Annotated in this window: 14 protein-coding genes and 1 tRNA gene; 7 read left to right on the top strand and 8 right to left on the bottom strand. The window is 59.8% G+C overall.

What is annotated here, in order from left to right:
• The first annotated feature begins 12 nt into the window (after positions 1–12).
• From V476_RS12730 to V476_RS12720, 3 genes are all read left to right on the top strand, one after another.
• Positions 13–1350, top strand: coding sequence for a S41 family peptidase (locus V476_RS12730; RefSeq protein ID WP_003427326.1), 1338 nt, complete (start codon positions 13–15; stop codon positions 1348–1350).
• A 3-nt stretch (positions 1351–1353) separates the two neighbouring features.
• On the top strand, positions 1354–2136 hold the full coding sequence (locus V476_RS12725) for a divergent polysaccharide deacetylase family protein (protein ID WP_024683576.1): 783 nt from the start codon (positions 1354–1356) through the stop codon (positions 2134–2136).
• 1027 nt (positions 2137–3163) lie between these two features.
• On the top strand, positions 3164–4666 hold the full coding sequence (locus V476_RS12720; RefSeq protein WP_024959109.1) for a trypsin-like serine peptidase: 1503 nt from the start codon (positions 3164–3166) through the stop codon (positions 4664–4666).
• A 4-nt stretch (positions 4667–4670) separates the two neighbouring features.
• On the opposite strand, the gene V476_RS12715 is transcribed toward V476_RS12720, so the two are convergent.
• From V476_RS12715 to V476_RS12680, 8 genes are all read right to left on the bottom strand, one after another.
• Positions 4671–5426 carry a substrate-binding periplasmic protein gene (locus tag V476_RS12715; protein WP_024959108.1) on the bottom strand — a complete coding sequence of 252 codons (756 nt, stop codon included), beginning with the start codon at positions 5424–5426 and terminating at the stop codon, positions 4671–4673.
• 185 nt (positions 5427–5611) lie between these two features.
• Positions 5612–6382, bottom strand: coding sequence for an imidazole glycerol phosphate synthase subunit HisF (gene hisF, locus V476_RS12710; protein WP_010406513.1), 771 nt, complete (start codon positions 6380–6382; stop codon positions 5612–5614).
• A 19-nt stretch (positions 6383–6401) separates the two neighbouring features.
• A complete protein-coding gene (gene hisA / locus V476_RS12705) occupies positions 6402–7139 on the bottom strand; it encodes a 1-(5-phosphoribosyl)-5-[(5-phosphoribosylamino)methylideneamino]imidazole-4-carboxamide isomerase (RefSeq protein ID WP_024959107.1) in 738 nt (245 codons plus the stop codon).
• 106 nt (positions 7140–7245) lie between these two features.
• On the bottom strand, positions 7246–7506 hold the full coding sequence (locus tag V476_RS12700) for a DUF2164 domain-containing protein (protein WP_003342219.1): 261 nt from the start codon (positions 7504–7506) through the stop codon (positions 7246–7248).
• Between the two features lie 4 nt (positions 7507–7510).
• On the bottom strand, positions 7511–8149 hold the full coding sequence (gene hisH, locus V476_RS12695) for an imidazole glycerol phosphate synthase subunit HisH (RefSeq protein WP_003434704.1): 639 nt from the start codon (positions 8147–8149) through the stop codon (positions 7511–7513).
• Complete coding sequence (gene hisB / locus V476_RS12690; protein ID WP_024959106.1) at positions 8149–8742, bottom strand: imidazoleglycerol-phosphate dehydratase HisB; 594 nt, start codon at positions 8740–8742, stop codon at positions 8149–8151. The genes hisH and hisB overlap by 1 nt, the downstream gene beginning before the upstream one ends.
• 93 nt (positions 8743–8835) lie before the next feature.
• Entirely contained in the window at positions 8836–10035 is a 1200-nt protein-coding gene (locus V476_RS12685; RefSeq protein ID WP_004415446.1) for an amino acid aminotransferase, read from the bottom strand.
• Between the two features lie 214 nt (positions 10036–10249).
• Positions 10250–11911: an OFA family MFS transporter gene (locus tag V476_RS12680; protein ID WP_003427314.1), complete on the bottom strand. Its 1662-nt coding sequence runs from the start codon at positions 11909–11911 to the stop codon at positions 10250–10252.
• A gap of 496 nt (positions 11912–12407) precedes the next feature.
• Between V476_RS12680 and V476_RS12675 the strand changes: the two genes are divergently transcribed.
• The 4 genes from V476_RS12675 (at position 12408) to V476_RS12660 (ending at position 16240) form a co-directional block, all read left to right on the top strand.
• Positions 12408–14633, top strand: a complete 2226-nt coding sequence (locus V476_RS12675) for an AsmA family protein (protein ID WP_024959105.1) — start codon at positions 12408–12410, stop codon at positions 14631–14633.
• A gap of 93 nt (positions 14634–14726) precedes the next feature.
• Entirely contained in the window at positions 14727–15794 is a 1068-nt protein-coding gene (mutY, locus tag V476_RS12670; RefSeq protein WP_004415441.1) for an A/G-specific adenine glycosylase, read from the top strand.
• The gene (locus V476_RS12665) at positions 15791–16063 is read left to right on the top strand and encodes an oxidative damage protection protein (protein WP_002555777.1); all 273 of its coding nucleotides are present in this window, start codon (positions 15791–15793) and stop codon (positions 16061–16063) included. Before mutY ends, V476_RS12665 begins: the two co-directional genes overlap by 4 nt.
• 101 nt (positions 16064–16164) lie before the next feature.
• A tRNA-Phe gene (locus V476_RS12660) sits at positions 16165–16240 on the top strand.
• Positions 16241–16341: the final 101 nt, after the last annotated feature.

Here is a 16341-nt window from a genome sequence, read left to right as displayed (position 1 = left end):
AGTTCGTTAGACATGCTGCATTTGTCCCGCCTCACCTCGCTGGCCCTGGCAATTGCCATCGTTATCGGCGCGCCTCTGGCGCAAGCTGCCGAAAAGACCGCGCCAGCCACGCCTGCAGCAGTCTCGCCCGCCAAAACCAATGCCACCGCAAAGCCACCGCTGCCGCTCGACGAGTTGCGCACCTTTGCCGAGGTCATGGACCGGGTCAAGGCAGCCTACGTGGAGCCGGTCGACGACAAGACCCTGCTGGAGAACGCCATCAAAGGCATGCTCAGCAACCTTGATCCGCACTCTGCCTACCTCGGCCCGGAAGATTTCCAGGAGCTGCAGGAAAGCACCAGCGGCGAGTTCGGTGGGCTGGGCATCGAAGTCGGCGTCGAGGACGGTTTGGTCAAGGTGGTCTCGCCCATCGACGACACACCGGCGTCCAAGGCTGGCATCGAGGCAGGCGACCTGATCGTAAAGATCAACGGCACGCCGACCCAGGGCCAGAACATGCAGGAAGCGGTCGACAAGATGCGCGGCAAGATCGGCGAAAAGATCACCCTGACGCTGGTTCGCGATGGCGGCACGCCGTTTGACGTGACCCTGGCGCGGGCAACCATTCAGGTCAAGAGCGTCAAGGCGCAGATGCTGGAAAATGGCTACGGCTATATCCGCATCACCCAGTTCCAGGTCAAGACCGGTGACGAAGTCGGCAAGGCGCTGGCCAAATTCCGCAAGGACAACGGCAAGAAGATGAGTGGCCTGATTCTCGACCTGCGCAACAACCCGGGCGGCGTGCTGCAATCGGCGGTGCAGGTGGCGGATCACTTCCTCACCAAGGGTCTGATCGTCTACACCAAAGGCCGCATCGCCAACTCCGAACTGCGTTTCTCGGCAGACCCGGCGGACGCTAGCGAAGGCGTGCCACTGGTAGTGCTGATCAACGGCGGCAGCGCCTCGGCATCGGAAATCGTTGCCGGCGCCCTGCAAGACCAGAAGCGCGGCATCCTGATGGGCACTGACACCTTCGGCAAAGGCTCGGTGCAGACCGTCCTGCCGCTGAACAACGATCGCGCCCTGAAGATCACCACCGCGTTGTATTACACGCCGAACGGCCGCTCGATCCAGGCCCAAGGCATCAACCCGGACATCGTGGTACGCCGGGCCAAGGTCACCAACGAAGCGGACGGCGAGAACTACAAGGAAGCCGACCTGATGGGTCACCTGGGCAATGGCAACGGCGGCGCAGACAAACCGACCGTGAAGAGTGGCGCAGCCGCCAAAGCGCGTCCGCAGGATGATGACTTCCAGCTCAGCCAGGCACTCAGCCTGCTCAAAGGGCTGAGCATCACCCGCGGCAACTGACGGATGCGCTTTCTGGCTCTGCTACTGCTGACCCTCTCGATCACTGGCGTTGCTCATGCAGCGCCAGCCGAGAACAGCGGCAAACCGCCCAAGGCTTACCTGAGCCTGATCATCGACGACCTGGGCCAGAACCAGGATCGCGACAGCCGCACACTGGCGCTTCCCGGCCCGGTCACCCTGGCGATCATGCCCGACACCCCGCATGCCACCGAGTTTGCCCGCCAAGCTCATCGCGCAGGCAAAACGGTCATGCTGCACATGCCCATGGACCCAGCGACCGGTCCTTACGCCTGGCACCCCGAACTGCCACTGCCCGAGCTGGAAAGCCGTCTCAATGCTGCCCTGCTGAAAGTGCCGTATGCAGCCGGTATCAACAACCACATGGGCAGCCGGATGACCGCCGAGCCGGTCGCCATGACCTGGCTGATGGCCGAGCTACAGCGCCGTCACCTGTTTTTCGTCGACAGCCGCACCAGTGCGAAAACCGTGGCAGCCGCCGAGGCGCAGCGTATCGGGCTGGCCAGCGTCTCGCGTGACGTGTTCCTGGACGACGAACGCACTGCAGAAGCCATCACCCGCCAATTGCAGACCGCGATAAAAATCGCCCGCAAATATGGCTCGGCCGTGGTTATCGGCCACCCCTACCCTGTCACGCTGGACGTCCTGGAACGCGAACTGCCCAACCTCAAAGCGCAAGGCGTCGAATGGATCGACCTGCGCAGCATGATCAGCGAACGCGGCAATCAGGCGAGTGCGGCGCATGGCAAGAATGGGGTATATCGCTGATCCGGCGTGTCGCTATCAGCCAGAGCTCAAGGTTGCTCTCTACTCGTACTGCCAGCTCACCTGATTGCAGTTGATTGGGGAAGCATTCCCAAAAAAAGGTCACAAAAAAGCCGCTCTAGGAAGCGGCTTTTTTGATGGAAATGGCTTAGGAACCATTTCCGCAATCCCAAGGGATCATTCGCGTGTGAGGCTGATAGTACACCCTTTGTGCGAATGGCACCACAAATCAGGGCCCATTAAGCCCCTTGGAAAAACCTGTTGAGGGCCTCGAAGATACCGAAACGGAACACGAAAAATCGCCTCATGGAAAATTTTCAGGATCAGGCTATTTTTTTGACAATGGTAAAAAAGCGGATACTAAAAGGCTCTCAAAAGGCTGATAAGATGCGAGCCGGCTCAACAGCCGGTGACGTCTGTTGCAGGACCTTTCGACGCGGGCCTAGGAACCCGTCTCGGCTTTATCGAAAGGCCCTAAGCTGGACCAGCCTCAAGGGATCATTCGCGTGAGACCGACTTGGAAGTTCGGCTGGGAGACGCCAAGAGAGGCAGTCCTTTCACGAGGACAACAGTATGCGACCTATAAAACGCCTGCTGCGCCTAGCGATGAATATTTTCAGTGCCTACAGGACCTGGGAATGGATTTGCGACGCATTCGACGGCCTGTAAAGGCTGAAGGGAGAAAGCCCCGCTTCGGCGGGGCTTTTTTTATCTGCAGGAAACAGCCAGAACCAAGGTATGTCGCGATAAACGTGTATACGGCAGGCGGCTTGATTACTCCATTCCTGACTGACATCAGAACTGATGTGAGTTTAGCCTGACCATCTCACACAGCGACAGATCAACGGCCAGACACAAGGGTTTAGGGCTAATCCCCCCCAAGTCTGTATCAGCACTTTCCATACGCTAAGTCCGACAAATCTACTTTTTGTGTCCACCACCGTTTCTGCCTTGATAGACGTGTCAATTCCAGCTTAAAGGAAGGTGCCCCCAATGACGGGGGCCCAGACACATTTATCAGGGATTGATGATGAAACCGACCATGATGACGGGTGCGTGCTGCATCGCCGCACTGCTGCCTTTTTCCATCCACGCCACACCTGAAGACCTGGGCGAAGGGCTGATGGCTCTCGCACCTTCGACAGCCCTGCTCAACGCTGACGGCTCACGCGACCACTGGAACGGCATCGGCCGTATCGACAGCAGGTCAGGGTCAAACTGTACGGCGACGCTGATCGATAGCCGAAGCGTCGACAGCCCGTCTGACGCGCCCGCCTATGTACTCACCAGCGGCCACTGTATCAATCGTCAGAATGGCGTGATCATCACCGATGGAGAAGTCGAAGGCAGCGTGCAGTTCAATTTCTTTACCGACAGCAAAGCGCGCAGCTATCCATTGAGGCGCGTCAGCTGGAGCAGCATGCAGGGCGTAGACCTGGCGATCGTCGAGCTGCAGCCCACGCTTGAAACGCTCGTCAACGACGGTATTCAGCCGATCAGGCTCGCCAGGGAGATGCCCGAACAGGGTCGCGACATTTTGTGGGTGGGCGCACCGCTCGACAAGGATACCGGGCATCTGCGCATGGCGGCCTGTGTTCACCAGACGTCGGAGGTGATCATGGAGCAGCCTTGGGTCTGGCGTCACACCGTACGCAATCAGTGCCGAGATGTCGGTACGGGCGCGTCCGGCAGTCCGCTGCTGACCCGTGACAACGGCGAGCTCTATGCGGTCATGAACCTCACCAACCAGGCTTCGTCGGATAACCCGACCGAAGACCTCAGTGATGAAATACCCGGCTTTCCGCCCATGGTCGCCGACAGCAACTATGGCAACCCGGTCACGCTGTTGAAGAAGTGTTTTGTCAGCGGCACGCTGAGTACGGACCCGGCAGTCTGCGATCTGTTTCCAGTCTTCTCGGTCGATTTCGAAACGCTGGGCCGGCAGCCCGCACAGCATGCCAGAGTACAACTGGATGCCGAGGGCAGGAATGTCTATCCATCCTGGGACTTGCGCTTCATGGTCGACACGCCCTTGTATCGCTACAAGAAGGTCGATTCGGCCATGCAGTGCGAAGATCCGGTGGGTTACAGCCATACCATCAGCTCGCAGGACGCGGCCATCGATGACCCTGTGGACAAACAGATCGGCGTCAACTGGCTGTGCATGGTCGGTGTGTCTTCGGCCGAACAACGCTCCAGCATCGGTCTGATGCGCAATGCACTGACGCTTGGCATAGAGCTGCAACCGGCAGGCCCCACTCCGGCACCGCAAATGGAGATCGGCAAAAACCGATCTGGCGCGACATCGGTCGTCTGGTCGCACGAGCACCGGCTGATCGACTACTACACGGTCAAAATGGGCAAACCGGACACCACCGACTGCTCCGCACCTGACGGTTTCAAGCCGCAGTTTCGCAATCTGGTATTACGCGCGCAGTCGTTGCCGTTGAAGATCTGCACCTACGCCCACGACATCAACGGCCAGCCATCCGCCTTGCGCGAAGACATCATCCCGTCGCCCACAGCAGGTTGAGCGGCTACTGATAGTGCGCCTTGGCGGCATCGACCCAGCCTTCGGCGCGCATCTGATCGAGGGCTTTTTGCAGGCGTCTGACGATCTCGTCAGGCGTGCTCTTGTTGACTGCCAGGTAAAGTTCGGCGCTGTTGAACCGCAGCGCCGTCTTGAGGCCCGTTACGCCTTCCAGTTTCGCCAGATAGCGGCCCACTGGATCGCCTACTGCCCACAGGTCGATCTGGCCGTTGGCGAGTTTTTTCACGTTATCGCGGTCACGCAACATCAGAATCGGGTTCAAGCCCATGGCTTTCAGACGCTCGCCAATGGCATCGCCCTTGTAGGCGCCGATCCGGTAATCCCTGGCCTGTCCCAGCGACGTCAAGGTGATCGGGCTGTCGCCGCGCGCCAACATGATCCAGTCGTAGGAACCTATCGGGCCGACCCATTTGAAGAGGTTTTCACGTTCGGGCAGGCGGGTCGTGGAAAACACGCCGTAACCGGGCTTTTCCAGGGCCAGTTTGTAGACCCGGTCCCACGGAAAGCGCAGCGTCATGCTGTAGCCGATATTCGCGCGCTTGAACATCTCGCGCACCACCTCGGCGGCGATACCGTCGATGTTGTTTTCCTGGGCGAAATTCTTGCCGTCGACCGCCATGTTGAACGGCGGGAAGTTCTCGGTCAGCAACACCATGGAATAAGGCGTCGCCTCGCTGGCCCGGACACCCTCACTCGACAAGACACCGACCCCGATCAGTGCAAGCAATAGGCGTTTGAACATGTTCCGGCACTCGATCGTGAACGACGCATGCAGAGTGCCGTGAACCCGGCGCACTGTCTAGCACGCTGTCCGGCGATGTCGCTTACAGGCAATAGTCAAATGCCACAGGGCTGAAACAAAGCGAGCGCCGGCTGTTTCAAACCCTTGGCCTGAAACAAGCGGCGCCCGCCTTTATGCGCAGTGACTTAGCGCACGACAATCCCACGGCTGGCCATGTAAGCCTTGGCCTCGGGGACCGTGTATTCGCCAAAGTGGAAAATACTCGCCGCCAGCACAGCGCTGGCGTGGCCCTCGATGACGCCGGCAGCCAGGTGCTCGAGGTTACCGACGCCACCCGAAGCAATCACCGGAATACCCAGCGCATCGCTGATGGCGCGCGTGACGCCCAGGTCGAAGCCGTTCTTCATGCCGTCCTGGTCCATGCTGGTCAGCAGGATCTCGCCAGCGCCCAGGTCTTCCATCTTTTTCGCCCAGACCACCGCGTCCAGCCCGGTGGGTTTACGCCCGCCGTGGGTGAAGATTTCCCAGCGCGGGGTTTCGCCCGGACCGGAGACCTTCTTGGCGTCGATGGCGACCACGATGCACTGCGACCCAAAGCGCGCGGCGGCTTCACCGACGAACTCGGGGTTGAACACCGCGGCCGTGTTGATCGAGACTTTGTCGGCACCGGCATTGAGCAGGTTGCGGATGTCCTGCACGGTACGCACGCCGCCGCCAACGGTCAGCGGGATGAACACCTGACTGGCCATGCGCTCGACGGTATGCAGCGTGGTGTCACGGCCATCGACACTGGCGGTGATGTCGAGGAATGTAATTTCGTCGGCACCCTGCTCATCGTAACGACGAGCGATTTCCACCGGATCGCCTGCGTCGCGGATGTTTTCGAACTTGACGCCCTTTACCACTCGACCGTTGTCGACGTCCAGGCAAGGGATAATGCGTTTGGCTAGGGCCACAGGGTCAATCTCCAGCTATTCAGCGTTGTTCGCGGTCGCAAAGCGCCTGAGCTTCGGCCACATCCAGTGTGCCTTCGTAAATCGCACGGCCGGTGATTGCGCCGATGATGCCCGGAGCCTTCGCATTCAGCAGCGCCTGGATGTCGCCCAGGTTATGGATGCCACCCGAAGCGATCACCGGGATCCGCGCGGCAGCCGCCAATGCCGCGGTGAACGGGATGTTGCAGCCCTGCATCATGCCGTCTTTGGCGATGTCGGTGTAGACAATGGCCGACACGCCATCGGCCTCGAAACGCTTGGCCAGATCAATGACCTGCACCGAGCTGACTTCAGCCCAGCCGTCGGTGGCGACAAAACCGTCCTTGGCATCCAGACCGACAATCACCTTGCCGGGGAACGCACGGCAGGCTTCGGCCACGAACTCGGGCTCCTTGACGGCCTTGGTGCCGATGATGACGTAGCTCACGCCCGCCTTGACGTAATGCTCGATGGTTTCCAGCGAACGGATGCCGCCGCCGATCTGGATCGGCAGGTTCGGGTAGCGTCGGGCGATGGCCGTGACCACATCACCGTTGACCGGCTGACCTTCGAACGCACCGTTCAGATCGACCAGATGCAGACGACGGCAACCACCCTCGACCCACTTGGCGGCCATGGCCACCGGATCATCGGAGAACACCGTGGAATCTTCCATCCGGCCCTGACGCAGACGGACGCAAGCACCGTCCTTGAGATCGATAGCGGGGATAATCAGCATGCTTATTCCTTGGTCTGAAAGAGCGGCAAGCTGCAAGCGGTTAGCTGCAAGTATGCGTACTCACTGATTCTTGCGGCTTGAAGCTCAACGCTTGAAGCTGCTTTATCTAATTCTTTTCGAGTGCCCACAAGTCACTTTCGATGCTCTCGAAGCGCTCCTTGAGCTGCTGCTGAACATCGAAAATGGCGCGATTGTAGTAATGCGGGGCAATCTCGCGCGTGAACAGCTCGAGGACTTCAGCCACTTCGAACGAGCCCAGATCCAGCTCGAAGCGCTCTGCGAACAGGCGCTTGAGCTTGTCGATCGCCTGTTGCTCATGCTCGGGCGAGAGGGTCAGGATCGGCGGCTTGCCCTTGGCTTTGCTCATGTGCTTACCAGCGACCATCCCAGGCGGCGAAGTTCTGCAGCAACTGCAGGCCGTGGGTGTGGCTCTTTTCAGGGTGAAATTGCACGGCAAAACGCGAACCGTCGGCCAGCGCGGCGGCGAAATCGAGGCCGTAATGGCCACGCCCGACCACCTGACGCTGATTGGCAGCATCGATATAGAAACTGTGCACGAAGTAGAAACGCGCCTGGTCCGGAATGTCATGCCACAGCGGGTGATCCACCGCCTGAGCGACCTGGTTCCAGCCCATGTGCGGCACTTTCAGGTGCTCGCCTTCCTCATGCAGGTCCTTGCCGAAGAACTTTACCTGGCCGGGAAACATGCCGATGCAGTCCACGCCGCCGTTCTCTTCGCTGCTGTCGAGCAACGCCTGCATGCCGACGCAGATCCCCAGAAACGGGCGATCCTGGCTCACTTCCCTGACCAGCGAATCAAAGCCCAGACGGCGAATCTCAGCCATGCAGTCGCGAATCGCGCCCACACCCGGAAAAACGATGCGGTCGGCCTCGCGAATCACCTTGGCGTCACTGGTAATCAGCACACGGCCTGCGCCCACATGCTCCAGCGCCTTGGCGACAGAGTGCAGGTTGCCCATGCCGTAATCGATGACCGCAACTGTCTGCATCAGAGCACACCCTTGGTGGATGGCATCTGCCCGGCCATACGCTCATCCAGCTCGACCGCCATGCGCAGCGCACGACCGAAAGCCTTGAAAACGGTCTCGATCTGGTGGTGAGTGTTGGTGCCACGCAGGTTATCGATGTGCAGCGTCACGTTCGCGTGGTTGACGAAGCCCTGGAAGAACTCCTGAAACAGGTCCACATCGAAGCCGCCTACAGTGGCGCGGGTATACGGCACATGCATCTGCAGGCCCGGACGCCCGGAGAAGTCGATGACCACGCGCGACAGCGCTTCGTCGAGCGGCACGTAGGCGTGGCCGTAACGACGAATGCCCTTCTTGTCGCCGATCGCCTGGCTGAACGCCTGGCCCACGGTGATACCGACGTCTTCCACCGTGTGGTGATCGTCGATTGCCAGGTCGCCCTTGCATTCGATGTCCAGATCGATCAGCCCGTGCCGGGTGATCTGGTCGAGCATGTGCTCAAGGAAAGGCACGCCGATATCGAATCGGGCCTTTCCGGTACCATCCAGGTTGATCGAGGCTTTGATCTGGGTTTCCAGAGTATTGCGCTCGACGTACGCCTTACGTTCGGCCATCACCAGCTCCGCAAAATCATTGGGCGAAAAAAAGGCGAGCATTATAGGCCCAGAAGCGCCCGCCATGAAGCAAACAGACGACCAGCAGGGTATTTAACGGGCGAAGAGGCTCGCGATTGCGTCACATACCTTGTCGATATTCCCTTCATTCAAACCTGCCATACACACTCGGCCACTGCGCAGCATGTAAATGCCGTGAACATCTTTCAGTTCGTCGACCTGCTGCGGGGTCAGACCGGTGTAGCTGAACATCCCGTTCTGTCTGAGGATAAAGCTGAAATCGTGGCCGGAGACCTTCTGCGCCAGCACCTCGACCAGCCGCGTGCGCATGTCGATGATACGCAGGCGCATGGCCTCGACTTCACCCAGCCACTGCTCGCGCAAGTGCGGCGTGTTGAGCACTTTCGACACCAGGAAGGCACCATGCGCAGGCGGGCTGGAGTAGTTGCGGCGCACGGTCGCCTTGAGCTGGCCGAACACGTTGGCCGCGGACGCCGCGTCTTCACAGACCACCGACAGCCCGCCTACCCGCTCGCCATACAGCGAGAAGATTTTCGAGAATGAGTTGCTGACCAGCGTTGTGATACCTGCGTTGGCCATCGCCCGGATTGCATAGACGTCTTCGTCGATGCCTTTGCCGAAGCCCTGATAGGCGATATCCAGGAAGGCGATGAGCTGACGATCCTTGATCACGTCGATCAGGCGGTCCCATTGCGCCACCGTCAGATCGGCACCGGTCGGGTTATGGCAGCACGGGTGCAGCAGGAGAATGCTCTGCGCAGGCAGCCCCTGTACCGTGTCGAGCATGGCCTCGAACCTGACGCCGCCGGTCTGGGCATCGAAGTACGGGTACGCGTTGACCTTGAAGCCCGCCCCGCCGAATAGCGCGTTGTGGTTTTCCCAGGTCGGATCACTGACCCAGACCTGTGAGTCCGGAAACGCATACTTGAGGAAATCGGCACCTATCTTCAGCGCGCCCGAGCCACCCACGGTTTGAATGGTGGCGACGCGGCCTGCCTGAACCAGCGGGTGATCGGCACCGAACAACAGGGTTTGCACCGCCTGCCTATACGCTGCCAGGCCTTCCATCGGCAAGTACACAGACGCTGCCTGTTCGCCTTCGGCCAGTTGCTGTTGCGCCGTTGCTACGCATGCCAACTGCGGGATGCGGCCCTGTGCGTCGTAATACAGGCCGATGCTCAGATTGACCTTGTCCGCACGCGAGTCCTTGCCAAAGGTCTCCATCAGCGAAAGGATCGGATCACCGGCGTATGACTCCACGTGGGCTAGCATGCAAACAACTCCTTCGGGCAATAAAATCAGGGCTGACTAATGTAGCAGCGTATGCACCGGAACGGGCAGTGCATCGAATACATAGGGTCAACTGAATATCGCTATCGCGACGAATAAAATCCGGACGCGATGATCAAAGCGCAGCGCACCAAAACCCAGGCAAAAAAAAGCGCCTGCACCGAGGTGCAAGCGCTTTTCTGTTACCGGCAGGCTTTTAGTGGAACAGCACTGCGGTTTTTTGCAGGGTAATCCAGACGCCCCATGCCAGCGGGATGCCTACGGCCAGCCAGGCGGCGATGACCAATGGCTTGCTGCCTGCGGATGCTTTCCACTCCAGCGAAGTCGTGGCGTTGGCACCCTTGTCGTGACCGATGGCTTGTTCAGCCGCCAGTTCGGCGTCGGTCATGAAGTACTTGTCGGCAACCGGACGAATCAGCAGGTTGCAGATAAAGCCCAGCACCAGCAGACCCGACAGGATGTACAGGGTGATGTCGTAGGCGTCGGCACGTGCAACACCGTGTGCGAGTTGGTACTCACGCAGGTAGTTGACCAGTACCGGACCCAACACACCGGCCGCAGCCCAGGCAGTCAGCAGACGACCGTGGATCGCGCCGACCATCTGCGTACCGAACAGGTCAGCCAGATAAGCCGGAACCGTCGCAAAACCGCCACCGTACATCGACAGCACGATACAGAACGCGGCCACGAACAGCGCGATGCTACCCATATGGCTCAGGGTCGGAACCGACGCATAAAGCAGGAAGCCCAGTGCGAAGAATACGAAGTAAGTTGCCTTGCGACCGATGAAGTCCGAGCACGAAGCCCAGAAGAAACGACCGCCGATGTTGAACAGACTCAACAGACCCGTGAAGCCGGCTGCAATCGCAGCAATGGCTTTCAGCTGGTCGGCATTGAGCTGGCTGAAGGTCAGGTCGAGGCCCAGCAGTTTGCCGGCGAAGACTTCCTGCAGCAGCGGCGAAGCCATGCCCAGGATACCGATACCGGCCGATACGTTCAGGCACAGCACCAGCCAGACCAGACGGAACTGCGGTGTTTTCCAGGCCACGCTGACGTGCACGTGACGGTTGGTGATCATCGAGTTCTTGGCCTTGGCAGCCGGAGCGGTCCAGCCTTCAGGTTTCCAGCCGGTTGGCGGAACACGGTAGCCCAGTGCACCGCCGATCATGAAGATGAAGTAGATCACCGCCATCACCACGAAGCTCTGCCATACGCCAACGCTTTCAGCCGAAGCGAAGTGCCCCATCAGAGCCGTAGCCAGCGGTGCACCCACCATCGCGCCGCCGCCAAAGCCCATGATCGCCATGCCGGTCGCCATGCCGCGCTTGTCCGGGAACCACTTGATCAGGGTCGATACCGGAGAGATATAGCCCAACCCCAGACCAATACCGCCGATTACGCCCGAGCCCAGCCACATAAGCCAGATCTGGTGCGTATAAATGCCCAGTGCGGAAATCAGCAAGCCACCACACCAGCAGAGGGCCGAAACCACACCCGCCTTGCGTGGACCTGCGTGCTCCAGCCAGCCACCCCAAATGGCAGCCGAGCAACCCAGGAAGATGAAAAACAGTGTGTAGATCCAGCCCAGCATGGAGATCTGCCAGTCACAGGTCGACGCGAACATCTGCGCGAAAAAACCCATGTCCGGTGTGCAAGCGACAGGTGCCGTAACACCGATAGCCTTCGACAGCGGCAACCAGAATACCGAGAAGCCGTAAGCCATACCGATACAAAGATGGATGGCCAATGCTGCAGGTGGAACAAGCCAACGGTTGAAACCTGGCTTGGCGATAATGCGCTCTTTGGACAAGAACGCAGGCTGAACGGCTTCGCCGCCCAAGGCTGTGCTTGTGCTCATTATAATTACCCCAATGTGTGAAGCTCGCAGATGGTCCGCTGGTCCGCCACAGACTCAGTGCCGAGCGGCCATGTCTGTTTTATCGGCAGGTTATTCAGATACGTGACAAAAAGACGCACCCGACCCAGCAAAAACGGAGACTATCACTCTCTGATGGCAAATAAGCATCTCGTCATATGCTTTTTATTGTCTATTTTCGCAAGTTAATCCACGTGCTCTATCGAGCCATAGATACAACCAATTAAGCACTCACGAAAACCTGTCTTGAGCTTAGTTGGACCGGAACCTGCGTGGTGTTCGGCCGGCTTGCGAAGATTCGGAAGATATATCGCGACAAGACCACTCGCACTTTTCATCGGCTCCCAAACGTAGTGGCGCACGGTGCCAGCGTCTCGAACCGGAGGCTAGACAGCAATAACGGTATCCGCAGCCCGGTCGGCTCGTCAGAGCGGTATACTCGTGGGCTATTTTTGAACATCGACACAAGGACTCGCCCATGAAAGCGTTCGGCAAAATCCTGGGGCTGTTTATTCTCGGGTTGTTGCTGATCATCGTGGCTCTCGGCTTTGCCCTGACCCACCTGTTTGATCCCAACGACTACAAAGACGAGATTCGCCAGCTGGCACGCGACAAGGCCAACGTCGAGCTGACGCTCAACGGCGATATCGGCTGGAGCCTGTTCCCCTGGCTCGGCCTGGAATTGCACGACGCCCATGTCGCCACCCTGACCGCTCCCGATCAGCCGTTCGCCGATGTGCAGATGCTTGGCCTGTCCGTTCGCGTCCTGCCACTGCTTCGTCGCCAGGTACAGATGAGCGACATTCGCGTCGAAGGCCTGAACCTGACCCTGCACCGCGATGAAAACGGTCATGGCAACTGGGAAGACATCGGCAAGCCTGCCGTGGCAAGCACTGAAGCACCTGGCGAGACAACGCCAGCCCCGGCTCCGGACGCGCCCAAAGCGGATCGCCCTTCCCAGCCAATTCGCCTGGATATCGACAGCCTGACCGTCAACAATGCCCGCGTGGATTATAGCGATGCGCGAAAAGGCCGGACCTTCATGGCCGAGAGCATTCAACTGAGTACCGGGCCTATTCGTGAGGCGTCCGATATCCCGATCAAACTGACGGCGTTCCTGAGCACCAACCAGCCCGTCGTGCGCGCCAAGACCGAGCTGGTCGGCGCATTGCGCATGGATCGCGTGCTCAAGCGTTATCAATTCGAAGACATGCGCCTGTCCGGTGAAGTCGCCGGCGAGCCGTTGCAAGGCAAGACCGTGACCTTCTCGGCGCAGGGCCAGTTGCTGGTCGACCTGGCCGCCAACATCGCTGAATGGAACAGCCTCAAAGTCTCGGCCAACCAGTTGCGTGCACTCGGCGAACTGCGTGCCCGCGATCTGGACAAAACGCCACAGATCAGCGGCGGCCTGTCCATTGCCCAGCTTGATCTGCGCGCGTTCTTCGAGAACATCGGCCAGCCGTTGCCGGCCATGTCAGAGGGCGCGCTGAGCAAGGTTGAAATGGTCACGCGTCTGGCAGGCACGCCTACCAGCCTTGCGCTGGAAAACCTCAACCTGAAAGTCGACGACAGCACCTTCACGGGTCGCATCGCGGTGGACGACTTCGCCAAACAGGCGCTGCGTGTCCAGCTCAAGGGCGATACCTTCGACGCCGACCGCTACCGTCCGGCTGAAAGCGAAGAAAGCAAAGGTGCCAAGGCCGCGCGCAAATCCGAGGTGCAGTCCGGTGAGGCCGCCGCTGCTGCAGGCGACTCGCCGCTGCCCGAACAACCCACCAAGGCCGCCTGGAGCACTGCCAGGCTGCTGCCGCTGGAGCGCTTGCGCACGCTGGATGTCGAGGCTGATCTGAGCTTCGGCAAATTGACCCTGAACAAACTGCCTATCGACAACGCAGCGCTCAAGACCCAGGCCAACGGTGGCCTTATCAAGGTCGATACGCTGAGTGGCGATCTGTACAACGGCAACTTCGAGGTCAAGGGCAATCTGGACGCGCGTCCGGACACGCCTGTGGCCACGGTGCAGACGCGCATTGCCAAAGTACCGGTCGAACGCATTCTGGAACGCCAGGGCCAGACACCTCCGGTGCGCGGCCTGCTGAACCTCGACAGCAACCTGACCGGCACAGGCAACAGCGAAAAAGCCCTGATCGACAGCCTGAACGGCACCGCCAGCTTTGCGCTCAATAACGGCGTACTGGTCAATGCCAACCTGGAGCAGCAGCTGTGCAAGGGGATTTCGATCCTCAACCGCAAGACACTCAGCGGCGAACCGCGTGCCAAGGACACTCCTTTCCAGCAGCTCAACGGCAATCTGGTGATACGCAATGGCGTCGCCAGCAACCCGGACCTCAAGGTCCGTACGCCGGGCATGGCCGTCAACGGTAACGGCGATGTCGACCTGCGCGTCCTGGGCATGAACTACCGCGTTGGCATCATCGTCGAAGGCGACAAGAGCGACATGCCCGACCCGGCCTGCGAGATCAACCCGCGCTTTGTCGGCATCGAGTGGCCGGTGCAGTGCCGTGGCCCGCTGGAACTGGGCGCCAAGGCCTGCCGTCTGGACAAGGAAGGCGTCGGCCAGATCGCTGCGAAACTGGCGGGCGACCGGATCAGCGAGAAGCTTGAGGACAAGCTGAACGACAAACTCGGTGACAAGGTCAGCCCCGAGTTCAAGGACGCCCTCAAGGGACTGTTCAAACGCTAGGGCAACGTGAACTGCTCAGGAGCGCCCTCGCGGCGCTCCACTGACGCAACCTTTCATATCCCGACTCACATCTCGACGAGAGCCCTCCAGGTCATGCAACCCGAACAATTCTCCAGCGCCGTGCTGGACTGGTACGACCGTCATGGCCGACATGACCTGCCCTGGCAACAAGACATCACGCCGTACCGGGTCTGGGTATCGGAAATCATGCTGCAGCAGACCCAGGTCAGCACCGTTCTGAGCTATTTCGACCGCTTCATGGAGGCCCTGCCGAGCGTGCAGGCGCTGGCGGAAGCGCCCGAGGACGAAGTGCTGCACCTATGGACCGGGCTGGGTTACTACACCCGCGCTCGCAACCTGCAGAAGACGGCAAAAATCGTCGTCGCCGATCATGGCGGCGAGTTTCCCCGCGATGTCGAAAAACTCATCCTGCTGCCCGGCATCGGCCTGTCCACCGCAGGCGCGATTGCCAGCCTGAGCATGGGCATTCGCGCGCCGATCCTCGATGGCAACGTCAAACGCGTGCTGGCACGCTTCACCGCGCAAGAGGGCTACCCTGGCGAACCGAAGGTGGCCAAACAGCTGTGGGCCACCGCTGAACGCTTCACGCCGCACAGCCGGGTCAACAACTACACCCAGGCGATGATGGACCTGGGAGCCACACTCTGCACCCGCAGCAAACCCAGCTGCCTGCTCTGCCCGCTGGAGCGCAGTTGTGAGGCGCACATGCTGGGCCTGGAAACGCGCTACCCGATCCCCAAGCCGCGCAAGACCGTGCCGCAGAAACGCACGCTCATGCCGATGCTCGCCAACGAAGACGGCGCGATCCTGCTTTATCGTCGCCCTTCCAGCGGCTTGTGGGGCGGCCTGTGGAGCCTGCCGGAACTGGATGACTTCGATGACCTTCAGCACCTGGCCACGCAACACGCGCTGCAACTGGGCGAGCACCATGAACTGCCGGGACTTATCCACACCTTCAGCCACTTCCAGTTGAGCATCGAACCCTGGCTGGTCAAGGTCCGCGAGTCCGCCGATCACGTGGCCGAGGCCGACTGGCTCTGGTATAACCTCGCCACCCCGCCACGCCTGGGCCTTGCTGCCCCGGTGAAAAAGCTGCTCAAACGCGCAGCCGACGTATTGAACGCAGGAGAGTCGTCATGACCCGCACCGTAATGTGCCGCAAATACAAAGAAGAACTGCCCGGCCTGGAACGCGCCCCGTATCCGGGTGCCAAGGGCGAAGACATCTTCAACCACGTCTCGCAGAAAGCCTGGGCCGACTGGCAGAAACACCAGACCCTGCTGATCAACGAGCGTCGCCTGAACATGATGAACGCCGAAGACCGCAAATTCCTCCAGACCGAGATGGACAAGTTTCTCTCGGGCGAGGAATACGCCCAGGCCGAAGGCTACGTTCCCCCCGAAAAATAAAGCGTTTCACGCAGTGAAGGTCGTAAGCGTCGGTAATAATTCAAATTTTTTAAAAAACACGCTTGACGACCTCCTGAAAAACACGTCTAATGCGCCCCGTTGCCCAGATAGCTCAGTCGGTAGAGCAGGGGATTGAAAATCCCCGTGTCGGCGGTTCGATTCCGTCTCTGGGCACCACCTTCCGTTTTCAGGTGATGCCAAGCACACCTGAAAGCACACAAAAAGCCCGCCTCGTGCGGGCTTTTTGCTGTCTTGGCTTAACCCTCATCGTATCCCCA

This window comes from Pseudomonas syringae KCTC 12500 (assembly GCF_000507185.2).
Classification (GTDB): Bacteria; Pseudomonadota; Gammaproteobacteria; order Pseudomonadales; family Pseudomonadaceae; genus Aquipseudomonas; species Aquipseudomonas syringae.
The sequence above is the reverse complement of the archived record's forward strand: the minus strand, read 5'-3'. Positions and strand labels throughout refer to the sequence as shown.